The organism is Streptomyces sp. NPDC051051, assembly GCF_040682975.1.
In the GTDB taxonomy this organism is placed as follows: Bacteria; Actinomycetota; Actinomycetes; order Streptomycetales; family Streptomycetaceae; genus Streptomyces.
This window is the reverse complement of sequence record NZ_JBFBCB010000031.1, coordinates 1-20,018: the sequence shown is the minus strand read 5'-3', so window position 1 is coordinate 20,018 and position 20,018 is coordinate 1. Positions and strand designations below refer to the sequence as shown.

The following is a 20,018-nucleotide window of genomic DNA, read 5'->3' as shown; positions in this document are numbered from 1 at the left end:
CATGTATCCCGATCTGCTGTTCCCGCTGCTCACCGTCCTCGCGCTCGCCCTCCTCGCCCTGGCACTGGTCGTCGCCCGGCAACCGGTGTCGCGGAGGCTGGCCTTCCGGCAGGTAGCCCGCCGGCGCACCGAGGCGGCGCTGGTGATCGGGGGATCGATCCTGGGGACGGCCATCGTCATCGGGGCCCTGGTCGTCGGCGACACCCTGAACTTCTCCGTGCGGCAGGAGGCGTACCGCACCCTGGGCCCGGTGGACGAACGCGTCGTGGCACCCCCGGGGCCGACCGGGCTCGCCGCCACCCGACGGCTGGCCGTCCTCGCGGACGATCCCGACGTCGACGGGGTGCTGAGCGCCCGGACCACCCAGGCGTCGGCCGTCAGCGGCGCCGCCGAGCGGACGGTGGCCGAACCGCGTGTCCTGGCCTGGCAGCTGGACTTCGACGAGGCGTCGCGCTTCGGCTCCGCGGGCGGGGACTCCGGCCTCGGCGGACCGAACCCGAGGCCGGGCCGGGTCGTGGTCAACGAGCCACTGGCCCGGTCGCTGAGCGTGTCCGCCGGGGATCCGGTCACGCTGTACCTGTTCGGAGCGCCGCGGACGTACCGGGTGGAGCGTGTGGTGCCGGAGGAGGGTCTGGCCGGTGTGGGCCTGGGCGGCAGGCTGAACCGGGACGTGTTCCTGGCGCCGGGGGCCCTGGACTCCGCCGCCGGGGCCGCCGGTACGGAGCCGCGCCTGGTCACCTTCGTGTCCAACCGGGGCGGCGTCGAGAGCGGCGAGGACCTGAGCGACCGGGTGACCGCCGACATCCGTCGGGCCCTGGGCCCGCTCGCCGGCCAGACGGCGGTGGAGACGCCCAAGCACACGGTTTTGCGGGACGCGCGCCAGGCCGGGGACTCCCTCGGAGCCCTGTTCCTCATGATCGGCAGTTTCAGCATCATCGCGGGCGCGCTGCTGCTGGTGAACATCTTCGTCATGCTCGGCGAGGAGCGGAAGTCGCAGATGGGCATGGTGCGGGCGGTGGGGATGAAGCGCTCACGGCTGGTCGCGTCCTTCACCCTGGAAGGGGCCACCTACGCCGTGCTGTCCGCGCTGCCGGGCGTGGCCATCGGGGTCGCCGTCGGCTGGGGCGTGTCCGTGGTGGCCGCGAAGATCTTCGAGGGCTGGGCGGTCGGCGGAAGCAGCATCCGCATCGTGTTCGCCGTCACCCCGACCAGCATCCTCAACGGACTGGCCATGGGCCTGCTCATCGCCTTCGCCGCGATCCTCGCGACCAGCGTGCGCATCAGCAGGTTCAACATCATCGCGGCGATCCGCGACCTCCCCGCCACCCCGGGACTCAGGCCGCGCCGCCGTCTGCTCGTGATCTCCACCGCCCTCGCGGTCCTGTGCGCGCTGGCGGCCGTCCCCGCCGTGGCACGCAGCCAGCCCGACACGACGTACCTCCTGCCGGCGCTCGCCCTCGTGTTCGCCGCCCCGGCGCTGCTGCGCGTCCTGCCCCGGCACACGGTCACCACCCTGATCGCGGGAGCCGTGCTCCTCTGGACGCTCCTGGCACCGGTCGTACGTCCCCGGATCTTCGACACCCCCTCGATGTCCGTGTACGTCATCCAGGGCGCCCTGGGCGCCTTCTCCGCCGTGGTGCTCGTCAGCGACAACCAGCGGACACTGCTGCGCCCGCTGCGGCGGTTCCTGCAGCGCCCGACCGAGGGCGGCCTGGCGGCGCGGCTCGCGGTCGCCTACCCGCTGGCCAAACGGTTCCGGACCGGCGCGACGCTGGTGATGTACACGCTGATCATGTTCGTCCTCGTGCTCCTGACGGAGATCTCGGGCATCCTGCGTGCCGGAGTCGACGGAGTCGTCGCCGACGCCACCGCCGGGTACTCCCTGCGCCTGGACTACAACGCGCAGGTCGCCGGCGACCGGCTGGTCGCCGATCTCCGCAGCGGCCCGTCCGCCGCCCGGATCTCCGCCGTGACACCGCTGCTCAACGCCACGGGGCGGGCCACCGATCCGGGACGGCGCGGCACCCAGTCGCTGGACGCCGCCGTGGTCGGCGTGCCGGACGGGGCGATCACCGGCATCACGTTCCGGGAACGGCTGCCCGGCCTGGGCGACGACGCCGCGGTGTGGCGGGCCCTCGCCACCGACCCGCGCCACGTCGTCCTCGACGGCTTCTTCGGCAGCACCGGCGGCCCGGCCGGCGACTACTACGACCCCGGGGACACCCTCACCCTGACCGATCCCCGGACGGGCCGCAGCGAACGGAAGGTCATCGCCGGCGTGCTCAGCAACGGGATGGTCTTCTACCCGGGCACCGGCGCCAGTTCGACCACGTACCCCGTGGTGCTGGGCGAGCGGGCGACGCGCGAACTCTTCGGCGCCCAGGCGCAGAACGCCTCCGCGCTGGTGAGGACGAGCCCGGGGGTCTCCCCCGACGCCCTGGCGACCCGGCTTCAGGGCGGGCAGCTCGCGTCCAGCCTGGTGGCCACCCCCATCGAGTCGGACATCCGCCGCCAGTTCGACTCCAGTACCGCCTTCTTCCGCCTCATGCAGGGCTTCCTCGCCCTGGGCCTCGGCGTGGGCATCACCGGCCTCGGCGTCGTCATGGTCCGGGCCGTGCGCGAACGCCGCCGCACCATAGGCATCCTGCGGGCCCTCGGCTTCCGGGCCCGGACCGTCCAGCGGTCCTTCCTGTGGGAGAGCACCTTCATCGCCCTGGAGGGGATCGTCCTCGGCTCGCTCCTGGGCGTCCTCACCACCTGGCTGATGTACCGCAACAGCGCGGCCTTCGAAGGCCTCGAAGGAGGTTTCCCGGTCGAGTGGACCAGCATCGGCGGCCTGGCGGCGGCCACCTTCGCCGCGTCGCTGCTGGCCACGATCGGACCGGCACGACGTGCCGCCGCCATCCGCCCGGCGCTCGCGGTCCGCGTCACCGAGTAGCGGGCGGCCGCGGACGGGCCACCGCACCGGCGGTAGGGCACCCGCGTCGTCGGGGTGGTGCGCGGCCGTCGCCCGCCCGGGTTGCGCCGGGCCTGTTTGCGGCGATGGTGGAGTCATGCGGCCGGGAGCGGGCGGCCACCGGGTCCCGGTCCCCGCCCCGGCCGCGCGTCGGCCTCGTACTGAGACGTCGGTGACCGGACCGGAGTCCGTTCCCCCGCCGAGGTCACGGAGAAGGGAGTCCATCGTGGTGGCGAGGACCGGCGTTTTCGGCGCCCTGAGCAAAGAGCATCGCGAGCAGCTCATGGCGCTCGCGCACGAGGTGTCGTTCGCGGTGGGCGAGCGCATCTTCGACGAGGGCGGCGAGGCCGACCACTTCTGGATCATCCACACGGGCACGGTGGCACTCGACCTGCGCGTGCCGGGGCAGCGGCCGGCGGTCATCGAGACCCTCGGCGCCGGGAAGCTGCTGGGCTGGTCCTGGCTGGTCCCTCCCCATCGGTGGCATCTGGGGGCGGAGGCCGACAGCCCGGTGCGTGCCTACGAGTTCGACGCGGCGGCGGTCCGTGAGATGTGCGCGAAGGATCCGGGGCTGGATCACGAGCTGTGCGCCTACGTCTCCGGTGTGCTCGCGCGCCGACTCAGGTCCGCACGGATGCGGCTGCTCGACCTGTACGCGCCGCACGGCGCGGGCGAGGTCCCCTGACCGGGCGGAACGAGACGTGACGGAACGAGGTGCCCGGCAATGCCGCAGACCCCGCACATCGTGAGCGACGTGATGACCCCGACGGTCGTGGCCGTCGGCCGTGACGCGCCCTTCAAGGAGATCGTCCGGACCATGGAGCAGTGGAAGGTGAGTGCCCTGCCCGTCCTCGAGGGCGAGGACCGGGTGGTCGGCGTCGTCTCCGAAGCCGACCTGCTGCCGGAGGAGGAGTTCCGCGACGGGGACCAGGGCCTCGTCGAGGAACGCCGACGGCTGTCCGACGTGGCGAAGGCCGGAGCGGCCACGGCGGCGGAGCTCATGAGCACCCCCGCGATCACGGTCCACGGCGACGTCACACTGGCGCAGGCTGCCCGGATCATGGCCGTCCGGCACGTCAAGCGTCTGCCCGTGGTCGACGACGTCGGCATGCTCCAGGGCATCGTCAGCCGGGCCGATCTTCTGAAGGTCTTTCTGCGGCCGGACGAGGACATCGAGGAGGAAGTCCGGCGCACCGTGGTGTCGTACCTCTTCCCGGGCCTCAGCCACGCCCTCCACGTGAACGTGCACGAGGGAGTCGTCACCCTCCGCGGACACATTCGCGACACCTCGCTCGTCCCGGTCGCCGTGCGTCTCGTACGCGCCGTGGAGGGTGTCGTGGACGTCGAGCCCCACCTCACCGGCCGGCCCGCCGGCCCGGACGACACCGGCGCGCAGGGGGCGCGGTGAGCCGCTGCGACGGCGCGCCCGCGGAACGATGCCGTGGCGGCTCCCCACGAGTGCGGTCACGCTGGGAAGGACGGGGAACGGACGGCGGCACGGGAATCTGCTGGAGGTGCCATGAGTGGTGCGCACGGGCGTGAGCCGATCGTCGTGGGCGTCGACCCGGATCCATCGAAGCGGCTGGCCCTCGCCTGGGCCGCCGACGAGGCCGAACGCCGTGGCCTGCCGGTGCGGCTCGTCCACGCCCAGGGTGTGCCGACGGGTGGATACCGCACGGGCGAGGCGCGGGCGTCCTGGGAGGAGTGGAACCGCACGCTGCACGAAGCGGGGGCCCGGACCCTCGAGGAGGCGGTCGCCTTCGTCGAGTCCCGGCGGCCGACCGTGGAGGTGTCGACGGTGCTGGCGGAGGGAGAGCCGGCGTGGGTGCTGCGCGAGGAGGCGGGAAACGCCTCCCTGGTCGTGGTGGGCTCCTGGCACCTGAGTACCCGGCGCGAACTGTTCACCTCCGCCTCCGTGGCGCTCCCGGTCTCCGCCCACGCTCCCTGCCCCGTCGTCGTCGTTCCCGAGCCGGAGCACGTCACCGAGGAGCCCCCGTACTTCGTCGTCGGCGTCGACGGCAGTCCGCACGCGGCGGCGGCGGTGGACGTGGCGTTCGAGGAGGCGGCCCTGCGCGGAGCGGCCCTCAGGGCCCTGTACGTGTGGCATCCGCCGCTCCTCGGCGTGCTGGACGAGGAAGCCGCCGTGCAGAAATGCCGCCGGGTGCTGTCCGAGACGGTCGCGGGCCGGACCGCGAGGTACCCGGGAGTGGAACTGCACCACGAGGTCGTCCACGGCCACCCCGTGCGGGTCCTGACGGAGGCCTCGGAACACGCGCTGGGCCTGGTCGTCGGCACCCGCGGGCACGGGGGTTTCAGCGACATGCTCCTCGGCTCGGTGAGCCAGGGCATGCTGCACCACGCGCACTGCCCCGTCATCACGGTCCCGGTGCGGGGCGCCGGATCCGGCGAGCGCGAGCGCCGGACCTGAGCGGTCACCGCTCGGAGGTGCGAGCCGCCCAACGCCGCCGGACACCGTCCTCGTGCTCTGCCTGCTCCAGGGCGAGCTCGGCCCGGTCGAGCGCCTCCCGCAGGCGTGGGATCCAGTGGCGCCGCAGGGCACGGACCCGGTGCCGGGTGCTGACGACCTCCGCGCCCATCAGCTCGGCGGCGTCGTGGGCGACGGCGTACTCCGCGGCGGCGCGCAGGGCACGGCCGTAGACTGCCTCGGCGTGGACGAGCGCCGTGTCGGTGGGCCTCCCCGAGGATCGACCGGGCCCGGCCCTCGGCCTGGCCGAGCCGGGCGGCGGCCTCCCGCCCGGCGCGGGCGGGGAGCGCCTCCGCGTCGGCGTGAGCGGCCCGCAGGACGTGCAGATCACTGCCGCAGACGGTGGTGGCGTCGACGCGCACCACGGCGTCGGTCGCCTCCTGCCTCGTGGGGTCCGGGACGGTGTCCCAGGAGATGTGCCCCGGACCGTGGTAGACGAGCGCACGCACGGTGCTCGCTTCCTCGCTCCCCACCTCCACGGTCGCCCCGGCGCGGCACTCCGGCAACACGGCCCCCGCGCGGTCGGACGTGCCGTCAGTCCGGCTCCATGTAGGGACGGCGGAAGACCGGGGCCTGCCCGGTGCCCCAGGGGCGTACGGCCGCCAGTGCCCGGGCGACGGCGGAATCCAGCGGACCGCCGGTGTCGACGGCGACGGCCTCGGGCCAGGCGGGTTCGCGGGCCGCCATGGCGGCGGCGATGTCCGGGCCGGCGTCGGACGGGCCGGGGGCGCGCGCGCTCAGGCGGGCCGCGGACACCTCGTCCGGAACCCGGCAGCGCAGGGCGACGAGGTCGGCGCCGGTGCGTTCGGCGACGCGCCGGGCCGCTTCGCGCCGGGCCGTGTCGGACCAGGTGGCGTCCAGGACGACGGACTCGCCGGCGGACAGCAGGGCGGCCGCCCGGTCGAGGAGGGCGGTGTAGGTCCTGGTGGTCCACTCGGGTGTGTAGAGCCCCTCGCCGTAGCCGGCCGCCGCGGACCGCTCCGCCGGAATGCCCGCCAGCTCCTTGCGGACGCGGTCGCTGCTGAGCAGGGTGACCCCCAGCCGGTCGGCCAGCGCCCCGGACAGGGTCGACTTCCCGCTGCCGGGCAGCCCGCCCACGAGGGTCAGGGAGACGGCGGAGGTGCGCAGGTGACGCAGCGTCGTCGACACCAGCCGGCGTGCCGCCGTCCGCGCGCCGGGCGCGCCCTGGTGGGCCTGGATCAGGGACACCTTGGCACGGACGAACGCGCGGTAGGCGACGTAGTGGTGCCACAGGGACGCGGGGGCGGGGTCGCCGGAGTACTCGCCGTACTGCGCGAGGAAGTAGGCGGCGGCTTCCGGGGCGCCGAGCTGTTCCAGGTCCATGGCGAGGAACGCGGCGTCGTCCAGGCCGTCGACGTGGCGGAGCCGGTCGTCGAACTCCAGGCAGTCCAGGACGCGAGGGCCGTCGTCGAGGCAGAAGATGTCCTCGGCGAGCAGGTCGCCGTGGCCGTCGACCACCCGGCCCTGCTCGATGCGGGAGGCGAACAGCGGTTCCCGGCAGGCGAGGTAGCGCCGCACCAGCCGTTCCGCCTCGGTCACCCCGTCCGGCACGGAGCCGTCGTCGGCCAGCGCGTGGACCTGCGCGAAGCTCGCCTCCCAGCGCGACGACAGGGCGTCCCGCGTGCCCTGCTCGGCCACGTCCGGACCGCGGGGCGCGTCCGCGTGCCATGCGGCGAGGTGCCGGGCGACGGCCCGCAGGACCTCGTCGAGGGCGGCCCCTTCCTGTACCAGGCGGGAGAGGCGCCGGCCGGCGGGCATCCGCCGCATCACCACGAGCGGCTCGGGGGTCTCCGCGCCGGGGCCGCGGAACTCGCCGAGGCCCAGGTAGACGTCGGGGGCGAAACGGCGGTTGAGAGCGACTTCGCGGGCACACGCGGTCCGGCGCGCCGCCCGCGTGGTGTAGTCCAGGAACCCCAGGTCCACCGGTTTCTTGACCTTGTAGGCGCGGTCGTCGGCGAAGAACACGATCGCGGTGTGGGTCTCGCACACCTCGGCGCGCGGCGGCTCGGCGTCCTGGCGTGCGCCGGTCCGGGGCACGGGTCCGTCGGCCCCGGTCGCCGGGCGTGCCGCGCGCCCGCCGCGTCCGGGCTCAGTCATGGGGGACCACGACGGCAGAGGGCCCGTGAGGGACGGCGGCCGGGGCGACGGCACGGAGAGGCACGGGCCGCTCCGCCCGGGCCACGACCGGCATGCCGACGTCGGCCGGACCGCGGCTCCCGACGGGTTCCGGCCCCCGTGCGCCGGGCGCGATCGCACCGGGATCGGGTGCCGCCCGGAGCCGGGGGTTCCGGGCGGCGTCGGCCACCGGGTCGCCGGCGGTGCCCCGGTGGGGGTGGCGGGCTCGGAACTCCGCCCGCGCGGTGCGGGCGGAACGCTGCGCCGAGTGGTTCCGACCGGTCCGCGGGGGGACGCGGGCCGGTCCGGGCGCCGGCAGGGGCCGCGCGTGCGGCGGGCGTGGCGTGGGCCCGCGGTCGTCGGCCTCGTCGGCGGCCCGGCGGGCGGCGGCGAGACGTCCGGGTGGGCCGTCGGGGCCCACGGTGACGACTGGCTGCATGGCGGCGGTCTCCGTCTCGTACGAAGCTGGATACGACGGCGGGTTCGACGACGGTACGGCGGCGGGCGACGGCCCCGGCGGCGTGCGGGTGCCGGATGTCGCCGACGCACCGGCGCGGGGCGTCCCTCCTTCGAGGAGTACCCCAATCCCCTTCCCGGCGCATGTGGAGCGGTGACGCAGGAGGCCGGGAGCGTGGCACCCACCGCGAGAGGAGACGGGTGCGATGGCAGTTCCCCCGGCGGCCGGTTCGGCCCGACCCCTGGCGGTCGGTGTCGCCGGGTCCGCAGCGGGTCCGAGCGGACCCGCATCACGTGCCGAGTCGCGGTCCCGGCACGGTCGTACCCCGGACCTGACCGGCACGCCCGCGGTCCGGGGAGACGGACTGGGCCGCAAACCGGTCCGGCAGGGACCTCCGGCCCTGTTCCCGCGCCCCGCCGCCGTCCGACGGTGGGGACAGGTGGTGGGGACGGCCGACGAGTTGCGGGAGGCCGACTCATGAGCGCACAAGGTTCGCCGGACACGTCCGGTCCGCCGTCGGGGCACGGCGATCACGCGTCCGGGGGCGCGAATCCCCTGAGGCGTCCGTCCGACAGGTTCGAGTGCTGGTGCCGCCGCGTCCTCATGGTCGTTCTCGTTCTCGGGCTGCCGGCGGCCGCGGTGAGCGCGGGCATGACGGCGTACGAGGCGTCGATGGACACCGTGCGCGCCCAGGCGGCGGAACGGCACCAGGTGACCGCCCGCCTGACGTCGGACGTCAAGGGCGACGACTGGGCGGCGCGACCGGCGCAGGTCCGCTGGACCGGCACCGACGGGGTGGTGCGGACGGGAGCGGCCCTCGTCGAGCCGGGGACCCCCAAGGGCGCCGCCTTGCGCGTGTGGGTGAACCGGGAGGGAACCCCCACCGGTCCGCCCGCGAGCGAGCTCAACGCGACGACCAGTGGCTGGCTGGTGGGCGGCATGGCGGCGTTCGGCGTGGCCGCCGGGTCCGGCGCGGCCTGGGCGGGCGTGCGTCTGGTCCTGGACCGGAGGAGGTACGCGCAGTGGGACGCCGAGTGGGACGCCGTGGAGCCCCGGTGGTCCGCGCGCTTCCACCCGTGACGGACACGACTCCGGCCGAGCCCGGGAGATGACAGCTATGTCGGATGCGACGACCACCGATCTGTACGAAGTCACGATGGCCATGTCCTACCTGCGGGAGGGGACGACCGGTCCGGCGACGTTCAGCCTCTTCGCGCGCTCCCTGCCGCCCGGGCGCGGCTTCCTGGTGGCGGCGGGCCTCGAGTCGGCACTCGACTACCTGGCCGGCTTCCACGTCGGCCCCGAGGACGTCGCCGCCTTCGCCTCGGCGCTGCACCGGCCGCCGGAGGACCTGGAACCCCTGCTCGGGCTGACGTTCACCGGCCAGGTGCGGGCGATCCCGGAGGGGCGGATCGTGCTCGCGGACGAGCCGCTGCTGGAGGTGACCGCGCCTCTTCCGCAGGCGCAGTTGGTCGAGACGTACGTGCTCAACCAGCTCAACCACCAGACGACGATCGCCTCGAAGGCCGTGCGCTGCACGCTCGCGGCGGCCGGCCGTCCGGTCGTCGACTTCTCCTTGCGGCGCGCCCACGGTCCCGAGGCGGGCTTCCGGGCCGCGCGTCTGGGCGCGATGGTCGGCTTCGCGGGGACCAGCAACGTGGCGGCGGCCACCGCGTGGGGCATACCCGCCGTCGGCACCATGGCGCACTCCTTCGTGGAGGCGTTCGCCTCCGAGGAGGACGCCTTCCGCGCCTTCGCCCGCACCCACCCCGGTCCGGTGACCCTGCTGGTGGACACCTACGACACCGAGGAGGGCGTCCGTGTCGCGGCACGCGTCCTGCGGGATCTGGACCGCGGCCCCGGCTCCGCGGTCCGGCTGGACAGCGGGAACCTGGGGAACCTGGCCGTCCGGACCCGCGCCCTCCTCGACGAGGCGGGCCTGCCGGGTGTGCGGATCGTGGCCAGCGGCGGTCTCGACGAGTACGCCGTGGACGACCTCGTCCGCTCCGGGGCACCGATCGACATGTACGCCGTGGGCACCCGCGTCGGCGTGTCGGCCGACGCACCGTACCTGGACTCCGCCTACAAGCTGGTCGAGTTCGACGGCCGACCGGTGATGAAGCTCTCGTCGGCGAAGGTGACGGCCCCCGGCCGCAAGCAGGTGTTCCGCCGTCCCGGCTGCGCCGACGTGATCGGGCTCGCCGACGAGCGGCCCCCCGACGGCGGCGTGCCGCTGCTGGAGACGGTGATGCTGAACGGGCGGCGCACCGGCGGGCGGCCCACGCTCGACGAGAGCAGGGAGAGGCTCGCCGCGGACCTGGAAGCACTGCCCTCGGCCGCCCGCCGGATCCGAGCGCCGGTCGCGCCCCGGGCGACGGTCTCGGAGCGGCTGAGCGACCTCACGGCCGACGTCCGGCGCCGCATCGAGGACAGGATGCAGGCCGCCTCCGCACGGTCCCGCACCCCATGACGCGCCCCACCATCCGGATCAAGGAGGAAAGCGATGCCGCACACGTCGGAATGGACGGTCCGTCTTCATCTGTTCGAGGACGACGCGGGAACGACGAAAGCACAGCTGACCCTGGACACCGGCACCACGGAACTCACCGGCCACGGAAGTGCGCACTGCCACCCGGCGGACCCGGACGTGCCGGAGATCGGCGACGAACTGGCAGCCGGCCGGGCCATGAACGACCTCGCCCGGAAGCTGCTGAGGACCGCCGAGCACGACATCGAGGGCGTGGGCGCCACGCGGCCGCGCCGCCAGGAGGTGACCGACGGATGGCTCACGTGACCGGCGGTGCCCCCGCGCCCCCGAGTGCAGCGGCCTGACGCGGGGGCGGTGGACGTCGCCGCGGCCCGGCCGTCCACCGGCCCGTGACCGGCGTTGATCGTGCGGTCCGCCGTACCGGGCGGCGTGCGGTCCGCCGTCGTCCGGAGGTGTGGCCTGCCCCCGGTCAGCGGACGACGTCGAAGACGTTCTTCTGCACGCCGTTGGCGTAGGCCTCGTGCTCGACCAGCTTCAGCTTCTGGGCGTCCTTGTCGGAAGCGCTGAACAGGCGCTTGCCCGCGCCGAGCAGGAGCGGGAAGACCAGCAGGTGGTAGCGGTCGATGAGGCCGGCGTCCGACAGACCCTGGTTCAGGGCTGCGCTGCCGTGCACGATGATCGGGCCGCCCTCGGTCTCCTTCAACGCGGCGACGTCGTCGAGGGAGCGCAGGATGGTGGTCTCGCCCCAGTTCGCCACCAGGTCGTCCTCGGTGAGGGTGGTGGAGACGACGTACTTCGGCATCACCTTGTAGTCGGCGAAGTCCTCCATGTCCGGCCAGACCGGGCTGAACGCCTCGTAGCTGGTCCGGCCCATCAGCATCGCGGTGGCTTCCTGCTGCTCACGTCCCTTGATGTCGAAGGCTTCGGGGAGGAACTCGACGTTCTTGAAGGTCCAACCGGAGTTCCGGTAGCCGGGCTCGCCGCCCGGGGCCTCGACGACGCCGTCGAGGGAGACGAAGGCGGTGCTGATCAGAGTACGCATCGGAAGTTCCTCGGTTGTCTCGTGTCCGGTTTTCTGATGTCGAGCGGCGCGGAAGGCGCGCGCCGGGGTCGCACCCGCGGCTGTGGCGCACCGACCATGATCTCTGACTGTGGATCACCGGGAAACTCATCGGTCGTCCGCCACTGTGTGCCCGAGGCGGGCGAGGGGCCCGTTCGGGAGCGGCGGCGCCGGTTTCGGAGGCGAGGCGAACGCCGGTGACGAGCCCGTGCCTGTTTCCCGCAAGTGCGGTGAAGAAACCAGGTGATCCGGCCGTATGTTCTTCCGTTCGCCGGGCACCAGGAGCGGCGGAGGTTGATAACTATGGTTCCCCTGCTTCTCGTTCTCCTGCTGGCTCTGATCCTCTTCGGCGCGGGCTTCGCGCTGAAGGCACTGTGGTGGATCGCCGTCATCGTGCTGGTCGTCTGGCTGCTCGGCTTCGTCATGCGCAGTGCGGACACGGGCGGCCGCAAGGGCCGCTGGTACCGATGGTGACCCGCTAGACGACAGCCGGCCTGTGGGCCCCGGGAACACCCGGGGCCCACAGGCATGTCCCCCGCCGTACCCCTCTTCGGACAAACGGTGTGAGAAGCCCGCTTCCGGGCACCAGGGCTCATAGCTGGGGTCCGGTGAAGCAGCGGAACCTGCGCCTCCAACCACCGGACCCCAGCGGCAGGACGGCCGGGCGCCACCTCCCGCCGATGCGCTCGGACATCTCCTCACCCCGACCGGCCGGTCCGGCGGTCGCCGCTCGCCGGACGGACCGCCGTCGGCAACAGATCCACGGCCGACGCGGCCCCTTCACCGGATCCCGCTGCGACGAGGACCGCGAATCTTCCCCCTCCTGAAATGTGTCAGAACGTACACAGGGGCCACTCGTGTCAAGAACGGACGGCTACGTGTGATTTCCGACGTACCGCCTTCTCTGCACGCAGCACATCCGATGGGAGAAGCCGCCGATGACTGAGTCCATACAGACCGGAACGGGGACGACCCGAGAAAAGGCCAAGGCGGAGACCTCGGCGACGGCCGGCCAGGCCAAACAGGCCGCGAGCCAGGTGGCGGGAACCGCGGCGGAACAGGTGCAGAACGTAGTGGGTGAAGCGCGGCAGCAGGCGGGCACGGTCATCGACGAGCTGCGCCACCGTGCGATGGACGAGGCCGAGGGTCAGGCCAAACGGGCCGCGGACACGCTGCGCCAGTGGGCGGGCGACCTCTCCGGCCTGGCCGAGAACGCCCAGGGCGACTCGCCCGCCCGCAGCCTCGCCGCCCAGGTCGCCGACAAGGGCCACCGGGCGGCCGACTACCTGGACGAACAGGGCGTCGACGGCCTCGTCTCCAACCTCCAGGGCTTCGCCCGCCGACGGCCCGGCGTCTTCCTCGGGGGCGCCCTGCTGGCCGGACTGGCGGTCGGGCGCCTGGGTCGGGCGGCAGGATCCGCCCGGTCCGGTGGGAACGGGTCGCAGCCGCCCGCCGGAACGCCGGACCAGGGCGCGCTGAGCACCCCCGTCTCCCCCGCGCTGCCCACCGGTCCCTTGACGGGCGCCACCCACGGCGCCCCCGGACACGTGCCGCCCGCCCCGCCGGCACCCCCGGTCACCGGTACGCGGCCGGACGGCATCACGGACCGCCCGTACCCGGAGGTGTGAGATGGCCTCACTCTCCCCCATTCCCGGCTCGACCGGGCCGCAGGAGCAGGACCGGTCCATGGGCCAGCTGCTGTCCGAGGTGACCGGGGACCTCCAGACGCTCTTCCGCCAGGAGGTCGAGCTGGCCAAGACGGAGATCAGGGAGGAAGCCACCAAGGCGGGCAAGGCCGCCGGAATGTTCGGCGGTGCCGGTTTCGCCGGTTACATGGTCCTGCTGTTCCTGTCGCTGGCCGCCGTGCTCGGCCTGGCCAACGTGATGGACGGGGGCTGGGCCGCCCTGATCGTCACCGCCGTGTGGGCCGTCGTCGCGGCCGTGCTGTACCAGAAGGGCCGCGGACGGATGCGCACCGTCTCCCCGAAGCCCGAGCAGACCGTCGAGACCATGAAGGAGAACGCGGAATGGGCACGTCATCCGACCAAATGAGGGCCGAGATCGAGGCCACCCGCGGCCGGCTGTCCGAGGACGTGGACCGGCTCGCCGATCGCACGAGCCCCAAGCGGGCGGTGCGCCGCCGCAAGGAGCGGATGCGCGGCGCCGTGTCGGGCGTCCGTGACCGGGTCATGGGCACGGCGTCGGACACCGCCCACGGTGTGACCGGTGCCGCGCAGTCCACGGCCGCCTCCCTCCAGGAGGGCACCGGACAGGCGGTCGAATCGGTGCGGGACACCGCCGACCAGGCGGGTCGAGCCGTGCGGCAGGCGCCCGACCTCGCCCGTCGTCAGACGCGCGGCAACCCCCTGGCGGCCGGCCTGGTCGCCTTCGGCGTCGGGGTGCTGGCGTCCTCCTTGCTGCCCGCCTCCGAGATCGAGCAGCAGAAGGCGTCCGACCTCATGGAGAGCGAGGCGCTGGAGCCGGTCAAGCAGGCCGCCACGGAGTCCGCGCAGCACCTCAAGGAAGGTGCCAGGGAAGTGACCCAGAGCGCGGCCGCCGAGGTGAAGGACAGTGCCACGCAGGCTGCCCGCACCACCCAGGACGAGGCGCGTGACCAGGCCGGCCAGGTCACGGAACAGGCGCGTGACTCCGGGAGGAACCTCGCGGACGAGGCCAGGCAGAAGGGCTCCGGGGCCGGCTGATCGGCAGACCCGTCCCGCCGTCGACGACGCCGCCTCCCCGGCCGCTGGTACGGGGAGGCGGCGTCGTCCGTCGCGGGCCGCAACGGCATCGGCACCGCGGCACCGGCCGGGCGCACCGCGTTCACCGAGGTGAGAAGCTCCCCGTTTCGGGCAGTCGCCCCGTGGGACCCAGAGGGCACGGCCGCCCACGCAGGGAACGAGGACCAGATGGACCACGAGGAGATCGAGGCACGGTTGCTGGACGGCCTGACGGTCGACGACCGCCGCCCGGAACAGCCGATACTGCTCAACGAAGCCCGCGAACCGATCACCACCTGGCGGGAGAACTACCCCTACGACCAGAAAGTGACGCGCAAGGAGTACGAGCAGTGCAAGCGCGTCCTGCAGATCGAACTGCTCAAGCTGCAGCGCTGGATCAAGGCCACCGGCGGCCGCCTGGTCGTGGTGTTCGAGGGCCGGGACGCCGCGGGCAAGGGCGGCACGATCCAGCGTTTCGCCGAGCGTCTGAATCCGCGCGGCGCCAACATCGTGGCGCTGGAGAAGCCCACGGAGCGCGAGAAGGGGCAGTGGTACTTCCAGCGCTACGTCAGCCATCTCCCCGGACCGGGAGAGATCGTCTTCTTCGACCGCTCCTGGTACAACCGGGCGGGGGTCGAACGCGTCATGGGCTTCTGTACGCAGCGGGAGTACGAGCTCTTCCTCGAGCAGTGTCCGTCGTTCGAGAAGATGCTGGTGGACGACGGCATCATCCTGGTCAAGTTCTGGTTCTCCGTCTCACGGGCGGAGCAGCGGACGCGCTTCGCGATCCGCCAGGTCGATCCGGTCCGCCAGTGGAAACTGTCGCCGACCGACGTCCGGTCCCTCGATCTGTGGGACGACTACACCACGGCCAAGGTGGAGATGTTCCGGGCCACCGACACCGAACACGCCCCCTGGACCGTCGTCAAGAGCAACGACAAGCGGCGTGCCCGCCTCGAAGCCATGCGCAGCCTGCTCCAACGGATCGACTACACCCCCAAGGACCCGGAAGCGGTCGGCAAGCCGGACCCGCTCATCGTCGGCGCCGCCGCCACCCTCCTCGAACCGGGTGAGGAGGACACGGCCCTCTCCCCGACCCCGCTGACCGCCCAGACCGGAGGCCCCGGGAACCACCCCGACACACAGACCACCGCGCTTCGATGATCGGGGCCCGCGCGCGTCGCGGCCGCTCGTACGGTCCGCCGTGACGGTGCCCGCCGCCGGCCGACGCACCGGGCGCCCCCCGCGTCGTGTCCGCCGTCGACGACGCCGTCCGGGGACCGGTGCCCGCGGCGGCCGGTTCCGTACCCTGGTTCGCATGCGCACGCGCCCCACTCTCAGCTGGACGCCCACCGAGGACCTGCCGCCGGGCACCACGGACCCGGAGCCGGTCGTCGAGGCGCTGAGCACCGGCGGTGTGCTGGTCCTCAGCGGGGCGGGCATCTCCACGGAGTCGGGCATCCCCGACTACCGGGGCGCGGACGGAAGCCTGAGCCGGCACACCCCGATGACCTACCAGGAGTTCACCGCCAGCGCCCGGGCCCGGCGCCGGTACTGGGCGCGCAGCCACCTCGGCTGGCGCACCTTCGGCCGCGCCCGCCCCAACGCCGGGCACCGGGCCGTGGCCGCGTTCGGCCGGCACGGACTGCTCTCGGGTGTGATCACCCAGAACGTCGACGGTCTGCACCAGGCCGCCGGCAGCGAGGACGTCGTGGAACTCCACGGCAGCCTGGCGCGGGTCGTCTGCCTCTCCTGCGGCGCCGTCAGCGCGCGCCGGGAACTCGCCCGACGGCTGACGGAGGCCAACGCGGGCTTCGAGCCGGTGGCCGCGGGAGTCAACCCGGACGGTGACGCCGACCTCACCGACGACCAGGTCGGAGACTTCCGCGCGCTGCCCTGCGCGGACTGCGGCGGCATCCTCAAACCGGACGTGGTGTTCTTCGGTGAGTCCGTTCCGCCGCAGCGGGTCGAGGACTGTCGTGAACTGGTCCGCCGAGCGACGTCGCTACTGGTTCTGGGCTCCTCGCTGACGGTGATGTCCGGGCTGCGGTTCGTCCGCCAGGCGGCCGAGGCGGGGAAACCGGTTCACATCGTCAACCTCGACCCGACCCGGGGCGACCGGCACGCGGCGGCCCGGGTGGCGCTTCCGCTGGGCACGGTCCTCACCACCGTGACCGGCCGTCTGGGCATCCCCGTGGACGACGAGGAGACGGCCCGGCCGAGGTGACGACGGGGGGCGGCACCACCGAGGGCCTGTCCGGGGGCTCGTGCCGGAGACGCGGGGGGCCGGACGTACCTGCGGGTGCGGCGTTCGAGAACGCCCCTGGGAGACGCCGTACCGACGTGCGACACTTCCTGCCATGTTCGGCGTCAACGACCTCCCCACCTATCTGGCAGGGCTCGCCCTGATCATCCTGCTGCCCGGCCCCAACTCGCTGTACGTCCTCTCCGTGGCCGCCCGGCGCGGGGTGCGGGCCGGTTACACCGCAGCTGCCGGCGTGTGGTGCGGCGACGCCGTGCTGATGACCCTCTCCGCCGCCGGTGTCGCCTCCCTGCTCCAGGGCAACGCCGTGCTCTTCGGCATCGTGAAGTACGCGGGCGCCGGCTACCTGACCTGGCTGGCCGTCGGGATGCTCCGGGCCGCGTGGGGGATGTGGCGCAGCCGGCGGGAGCGGGCCGCGTCCGACGTCCGGTCCGCCGGCGTCGCCGACGAGCGTCCCTTCCGGCGGGCCCTGGTCATCAGCCTCTTCAACCCCAAGGCCATCCTGTTCTTCGTCGCCTTCTTCGTGCAGTTCGTCGACCCGGGCTACGCCTACCCGGCGCTGTCGTTCGTCGTCCTCGGCGTGTTCGCGCAGTTGGCGAGTGTCCTGTACCTGAGCGCGCTGATCTTCAGCGGGACGCGTCTGGCCGCGGCGTTCCGGCGGCGCAAGCGGCTGGCGGCGGGTGCCACGTCGGCCGCGGGGGCCCTGTTCCTCGGGTTCGCCGTCAAGCTGTCGCTGGCCGGCGGCTGAACCGAGGCGTATCACCCGCCGTGGCCGCGGACTCGATCGTGCGGGATCCCCCGCGAGACCGCCGGCGCCCGAACCGTCACCCCTACCGCGACCGCTCGACCGGAGGCGCCGCCCGGCCGCCGTCGTCCTGAGCGGCCAGAGCCCGGGCGGCCCGGTCGCGGTGCGTGCGGAAACGGCGCAGGTACGACCGTGCCATGGGGCCCGGCGGGACCCCGCGGGCGAAGGCCCGCATGTTGCGTTCGCCCGTGTTGTAGCCGAGGGCGAGGAGTTCGTCGCGGGTGTAGCGGCGCACGTGCCGCTCCGGAAGGGTGCGGTCGAGGTCCTGCAGGTGCAGGGCCGCCGCCCGGATGGCGAACGCGGGATCCTCGCGGAGGTCCCGCCACCGCTTCGACAGGCCGTGCGTCCGCCGGACCCGCTCGAACGTCGCACGGTGCATGTTGGCCAGTCCGAAGGACGCTCCCGGCTTCCACCACTGCCACAGCCGTTCCAGCAGCGGATGGTGCGGTTTGTACGCCTCGTTGTGCAGGACGGTCATCACGAGGAGGGGTGAGACGCCGGCCTCTGCGGCGCAGCGCGCCACCTGCGGGGCGTAGTCGGCCGGGTCGTACCCACCGGGCCGCAGCGGCGGCTTCCGAACACCACCGGGGCCCGTCGGCCCGACCCCTCGCCCGGTCCCCGTCGCCCGCTCCGCCATCCTCGACCGCCTCTCTTCTGCTGCCCGCCCTCGCCCGTACGGCGGGGCCGTCCCTGTGGGGTGCACGTGCCCCTGCGCCCCGGCCTCAATCCGGCCCGCGACGGCTGGAGTGCCGCGCCGCCGACCGGGCATCCGGTTGTGCGGGCCGTCGCGGCGGCCCTTGACGTTTGCCTTCACGGTCCAGTGGGAGATTCGGCGTGATACTCGACGACATACCGGCACCCCGCGCTCACGACGACGCACCCGACACGGCGGCGCGCAAGCACCGCCTGCGCCGTCGCCTGGAGCGGCTGATCGGCGTGGCCGCCACCGAGGGCAACGCGCTGGTACCCCTGCGCAACGGTGACGAGATCTTCCCCGCGATGCTCGGGGCGATCCGTTCGGCCGAGCACACCATCGACATGATGACCTTCGTGTACTGGCGGGGTCAGATCGCCCACGACTTCGCCGCCACCCTGGCCGACCGCGCCCGCGAGGGAGTGCGCGTGCGACTGCTGCTCGACGGCTTCGGCGCCAAGGAGATCGAAGGGCGGCTGCTGAACCTGATGAGCGAGGCGGGCGTCCAGGTGGCCTGGTTCCGCAAGCCCGCGTGGCTGTCGCCGTTCAAGCAGAACCACCGCTGCCACCGCAAGGCCCTCATCGTCGACGAGCACACCGCCTTCACCGGCGGCGTCGGCATCGCGGAGGAGTGGAGCGGCGACGCCCGCAACCCCGGCGAGTGGCGGGACACCCACGTCCAGGTGCGCGGTCCGGCCGTGGACGGCATCGCGGCCGCGTTCGCGCAGAACTGGGCGGAGTGTCACGACGAACTCTTCGACGACCGTGACCGCTTCACGGCACACCCGCAGGCCGGCTCGTCGGTGGTGCAGGTGGTGCGCGGCTCCGCGAGCATCGGCTGGCAGGACATGCAGACGCTCATCCGGGTCATGCTCACCTCCGCCGAGGAACGCTTCCGGCTGGCCACCGCCTACTTCGCCCCGGACACCTACTTCATCGACCTGCTGTGCGAGACCGCGCGGCGCGGCGTGTGCGTCGAGATCCTGCTGCCCGGGCCCCACACCGACCAGCGGGCCTGCCAGCTCGCCGGGCAGCACCATTACACGCGGCTGCTGGAGGCAGGCGTGCACATCCGCCAGTACCAGCCGACCATGATGCACGCCAAGATCATCACCGTGGACTCGGTGGCCTCCCTCATCGGGTCCACGAACTTCAACCGCCGGTCCATGGACCACGACGAAGAGGTGATGCTCGCCGTCCTGGACGAGGAGTTCACCGCCGCGCTCGACCGCGACTACGACGCGGACCTGCGCGACAGCGTGGACGTCGACCTCAGGCGGTGGAGGCGGCGGGCGGTGCTGCAACGCGCCAAGGAGGCCGCAGTCCTCCCGATCCGGCGTTTCCTGTGAGCCGTCCGTCGAGAGTGCCCCCGCAGCCGGAGCATGCGGGGGCACTCTCACTCGTCCCCCCGGTGAGCGGCGGCGCCGAAGCGCGTCGGCGGGTACCGGCGGACGAGCGGGCGGGCCGGGACGAGGAAGGTCTCGCGCGAGGGACGTCGCCGCGGATCCGCGTGCGGGACCGGTGGGGGGCGGTGGTCGGGGACGAGCCGCCATCACCTCGGCGTTTCCTCGCGCTTCCGCGCACTTCCTCGCGCGCGGACACAGCGAAGAACGGGACCCGGATGCCGGGTCCCGTTCCGAATGCCGCGGACGGACTGTCAGCTGGTGCTGAGCATGCCTTCGCGCAGGCGGGTCAGGAGGCGGGAGATCAGCCGCGAGACGTGCATCTGGGAGACGCCGAGGCGTTCGCCGATCTGGGCCTGGGTGAGTTCCTCCACGAACCGCCAGTGGATGATCCGACGGTCACGCTCGTCCAGCGCGGCCACCATCGGCGCCAGCGCGTGGAAGTCCTCGATCAGACCCAGCGCCGCGTCCTCGTTGCCGATGAAGTCCGCCAGCGCGGCCTCGCCGTCCTCACTGCCGCTGATCGCCGCGTCCAGCGACGCCGACGTGTA

General features: G+C 73.2%; 20 protein-coding genes and 1 pseudogene. 15 read left to right on the top strand and 6 right to left on the bottom strand.

All coding sequences use genetic code 11. The features are described 5' to 3' along the window. Window position 1 precedes the first annotated feature (1 nt). The 4 genes from AB0N31_RS22945 (at window position 2) to AB0N31_RS22930 (ending at window position 5,384) form a co-directional block, all read left to right on the top strand. Window positions 2-2,938, top strand: a complete 2,937-nt coding sequence (locus AB0N31_RS22945) for an FtsX-like permease family protein (protein WP_366060255.1) — start codon at window positions 2-4, stop codon at window positions 2,936-2,938. Window positions 2,939-3,185: 247 nt separating this feature from the next. Further along, window positions 3,186-3,641 carry a cyclic nucleotide-binding domain-containing protein gene (locus AB0N31_RS22940; RefSeq protein ID WP_366060310.1) on the top strand — a complete coding sequence of 152 codons (456 nt, stop codon included), beginning with the start codon at window positions 3,186-3,188 and terminating at the stop codon, window positions 3,639-3,641. 39 nt (window positions 3,642-3,680) lie between these two features. Then, entirely contained in the window at window positions 3,681-4,364 is a 684-nt protein-coding gene (locus AB0N31_RS22935; protein ID WP_366060253.1) for a CBS domain-containing protein, read from the top strand. A gap of 111 nt (window positions 4,365-4,475) precedes the next feature. Then, entirely contained in the window at window positions 4,476-5,384 is a 909-nt protein-coding gene (locus tag AB0N31_RS22930) for a universal stress protein (RefSeq protein WP_366060252.1), read from the top strand. A 4-nt stretch (window positions 5,385-5,388) separates the two neighbouring features. On the opposite strand, the gene AB0N31_RS22925 is transcribed toward AB0N31_RS22930, so the two are convergent. The 3 genes and pseudogenes from AB0N31_RS22925 to AB0N31_RS22915 all read right to left on the bottom strand — a co-directional run bounded on the left by AB0N31_RS22925 (window position 5,389) and on the right by AB0N31_RS22915 (window position 7,451). Further along, entirely contained in the window at window positions 5,389-5,772 is a 384-nt protein-coding gene (locus tag AB0N31_RS22925) for a V-type ATP synthase subunit D (protein ID WP_366060251.1), read from the bottom strand. Beyond that, window positions 5,753-5,890: pseudogene (locus tag AB0N31_RS22920) on the bottom strand (alcohol dehydrogenase); the annotation flags it as partial. The pseudogene AB0N31_RS22920 and the gene AB0N31_RS22925, both read right to left, overlap by 20 nt. 85 nt (window positions 5,891-5,975) lie before the next feature. Then, window positions 5,976-7,451 carry an AAA family ATPase gene (locus AB0N31_RS22915; protein ID WP_366060309.1) on the bottom strand — a complete coding sequence of 492 codons (1,476 nt, stop codon included), beginning with the start codon at window positions 7,449-7,451 and terminating at the stop codon, window positions 5,976-5,978. 1,186 nt (window positions 7,452-8,637) lie between these two features. Between AB0N31_RS22915 and AB0N31_RS22910 the strand changes: the two genes are divergently transcribed. Genes AB0N31_RS22910 through AB0N31_RS22900 form a run of 3 tightly spaced genes read left to right on the top strand, consistent with a single transcriptional unit; the run spans window position 8,638 to window position 10,828 of the window. Next, window positions 8,638-9,114: a hypothetical protein gene (locus tag AB0N31_RS22910; protein WP_366060249.1), complete on the top strand. Its 477-nt coding sequence runs from the start codon at window positions 8,638-8,640 to the stop codon at window positions 9,112-9,114. A gap of 37 nt (window positions 9,115-9,151) precedes the next feature. Then, window positions 9,152-10,504 carry a nicotinate phosphoribosyltransferase gene (locus AB0N31_RS22905; protein WP_366060248.1) on the top strand — a complete coding sequence of 451 codons (1,353 nt, stop codon included), beginning with the start codon at window positions 9,152-9,154 and terminating at the stop codon, window positions 10,502-10,504. Window positions 10,505-10,537: 33 nt separating this feature from the next. Then, window positions 10,538-10,828: a DUF1876 domain-containing protein gene (locus AB0N31_RS22900; RefSeq protein WP_366060247.1), complete on the top strand. Its 291-nt coding sequence runs from the start codon at window positions 10,538-10,540 to the stop codon at window positions 10,826-10,828. Window positions 10,829-10,991: 163 nt separating this feature from the next. On the opposite strand, the gene AB0N31_RS22895 is transcribed toward AB0N31_RS22900, so the two are convergent. Beyond that, window positions 10,992-11,564, bottom strand: coding sequence for a dihydrofolate reductase family protein (locus AB0N31_RS22895; RefSeq protein ID WP_366060246.1), 573 nt, complete (start codon window positions 11,562-11,564; stop codon window positions 10,992-10,994). A 321-nt stretch (window positions 11,565-11,885) separates the two neighbouring features. Here AB0N31_RS22895 and AB0N31_RS22890 point away from each other — a divergent pair, with 321 nt between their 5' ends. The 7 genes from AB0N31_RS22890 to leuE all read left to right on the top strand — a co-directional run bounded on the left by AB0N31_RS22890 (window position 11,886) and on the right by leuE (window position 17,313). Further along, window positions 11,886-12,056 (top strand): DUF5670 family protein, encoded by a 171-nt coding sequence (locus AB0N31_RS22890; RefSeq protein WP_030933194.1) that lies wholly within the window; start codon window positions 11,886-11,888, stop codon window positions 12,054-12,056. Window positions 12,057-12,520: 464 nt separating this feature from the next. Then, entirely contained in the window at window positions 12,521-13,210 is a 690-nt protein-coding gene (locus tag AB0N31_RS22885; RefSeq protein WP_366060245.1) for a hypothetical protein, read from the top strand. Window position 13,211: 1 nt separating this feature from the next. After that, complete coding sequence (locus AB0N31_RS22880) at window positions 13,212-13,634, top strand: phage holin family protein (RefSeq protein ID WP_366060244.1); 423 nt, start codon at window positions 13,212-13,214, stop codon at window positions 13,632-13,634. Beyond that, a complete protein-coding gene (locus tag AB0N31_RS22875) occupies window positions 13,610-14,284 on the top strand; it encodes a DUF3618 domain-containing protein (RefSeq protein ID WP_366060243.1) in 675 nt (224 codons plus the stop codon). The genes AB0N31_RS22880 and AB0N31_RS22875 overlap by 25 nt, the downstream gene beginning before the upstream one ends. A 207-nt stretch (window positions 14,285-14,491) precedes the next feature. Then, on the top strand, window positions 14,492-15,466 hold the full coding sequence (gene ppk2 / locus AB0N31_RS22870; protein ID WP_366060242.1) for a polyphosphate kinase 2: 975 nt from the start codon (window positions 14,492-14,494) through the stop codon (window positions 15,464-15,466). A 154-nt stretch (window positions 15,467-15,620) separates the two neighbouring features. Then, window positions 15,621-16,529 (top strand): NAD-dependent protein deacetylase, encoded by a 909-nt coding sequence (locus AB0N31_RS22865; RefSeq protein WP_366060241.1) that lies wholly within the window; start codon window positions 15,621-15,623, stop codon window positions 16,527-16,529. A 133-nt stretch (window positions 16,530-16,662) separates the two neighbouring features. After that, window positions 16,663-17,313 (top strand): leucine efflux protein LeuE, encoded by a 651-nt coding sequence (gene leuE / locus AB0N31_RS22860; protein ID WP_366060239.1) that lies wholly within the window; start codon window positions 16,663-16,665, stop codon window positions 17,311-17,313. An 82-nt stretch (window positions 17,314-17,395) separates the two neighbouring features. Here the strand turns inward: leuE and AB0N31_RS22855 are convergent, their stop codons facing one another. Further along, a complete protein-coding gene (locus tag AB0N31_RS22855) occupies window positions 17,396-17,893 on the bottom strand; it encodes a transglycosylase SLT domain-containing protein (protein ID WP_366060238.1) in 498 nt (165 codons plus the stop codon). Window positions 17,894-18,204: 311 nt separating this feature from the next. Between AB0N31_RS22855 and AB0N31_RS22850 the strand changes: the two genes are divergently transcribed. Continuing rightward, window positions 18,205-19,413, top strand: a complete 1,209-nt coding sequence (locus AB0N31_RS22850; protein ID WP_366060237.1) for a phospholipase D-like domain-containing protein — start codon at window positions 18,205-18,207, stop codon at window positions 19,411-19,413. Window positions 19,414-19,721: 308 nt separating this feature from the next. On the opposite strand, the gene AB0N31_RS22845 is transcribed toward AB0N31_RS22850, so the two are convergent. Further along, the coding region (locus AB0N31_RS22845) for a sigma-70 family RNA polymerase sigma factor (RefSeq protein WP_366060236.1) at window positions 19,722-20,018 on the bottom strand (297 nt) is incomplete at its 5' end.

What these genes read in the sequence shown, in the direction of transcription:
- AB0N31_RS22910 (WP_366060249.1), top strand. Translation starts at nt 8,638, where the DNA reads ATGGTCGTTCTCGTTCTCGGGCTGCCGGCGGCCGCGGTGAGCGCGGGC.
- AB0N31_RS22880 (WP_366060244.1), top strand. Translation starts at nt 13,212, where the DNA reads ATGGCCTCACTCTCCCCCATTCCCGGCTCGACCGGGCCGCAGGAGCAG.
- AB0N31_RS22905 (WP_366060248.1), top strand. Translation starts at nt 9,152, where the DNA reads ATGTCGGATGCGACGACCACCGATCTGTACGAAGTCACGATGGCCATG.
- AB0N31_RS22895 (WP_366060246.1), bottom strand. Translation starts at nt 11,564, where the DNA reads ATGCGTACTCTGATCAGCACCGCCTTCGTCTCCCTCGACGGCGTCGTC.
- ppk2 (WP_366060242.1), top strand. Translation starts at nt 14,492, where the DNA reads ATGGACCACGAGGAGATCGAGGCACGGTTGCTGGACGGCCTGACGGTC.
- AB0N31_RS22945 (WP_366060255.1), top strand. Translation starts at nt 2, where the DNA reads ATGTATCCCGATCTGCTGTTCCCGCTGCTCACCGTCCTCGCGCTCGCC.
- AB0N31_RS22930 (WP_366060252.1), top strand. Translation starts at nt 4,476, where the DNA reads ATGAGTGGTGCGCACGGGCGTGAGCCGATCGTCGTGGGCGTCGACCCG.
- leuE (WP_366060239.1), top strand. Translation starts at nt 16,663, where the DNA reads ATGTTCGGCGTCAACGACCTCCCCACCTATCTGGCAGGGCTCGCCCTG.
- AB0N31_RS22890 (WP_030933194.1), top strand. Translation starts at nt 11,886, where the DNA reads ATGGTTCCCCTGCTTCTCGTTCTCCTGCTGGCTCTGATCCTCTTCGGC.
- AB0N31_RS22885 (WP_366060245.1), top strand. Translation starts at nt 12,521, where the DNA reads ATGACTGAGTCCATACAGACCGGAACGGGGACGACCCGAGAAAAGGCC.
- AB0N31_RS22900 (WP_366060247.1), top strand. Translation starts at nt 10,538, where the DNA reads ATGCCGCACACGTCGGAATGGACGGTCCGTCTTCATCTGTTCGAGGAC.
- AB0N31_RS22875 (WP_366060243.1), top strand. Translation starts at nt 13,610, where the DNA reads ATGGGCACGTCATCCGACCAAATGAGGGCCGAGATCGAGGCCACCCGC.
- AB0N31_RS22935 (WP_366060253.1), top strand. Translation starts at nt 3,681, where the DNA reads ATGCCGCAGACCCCGCACATCGTGAGCGACGTGATGACCCCGACGGTC.
- AB0N31_RS22865 (WP_366060241.1), top strand. Translation starts at nt 15,621, where the DNA reads ATGCGCACGCGCCCCACTCTCAGCTGGACGCCCACCGAGGACCTGCCG.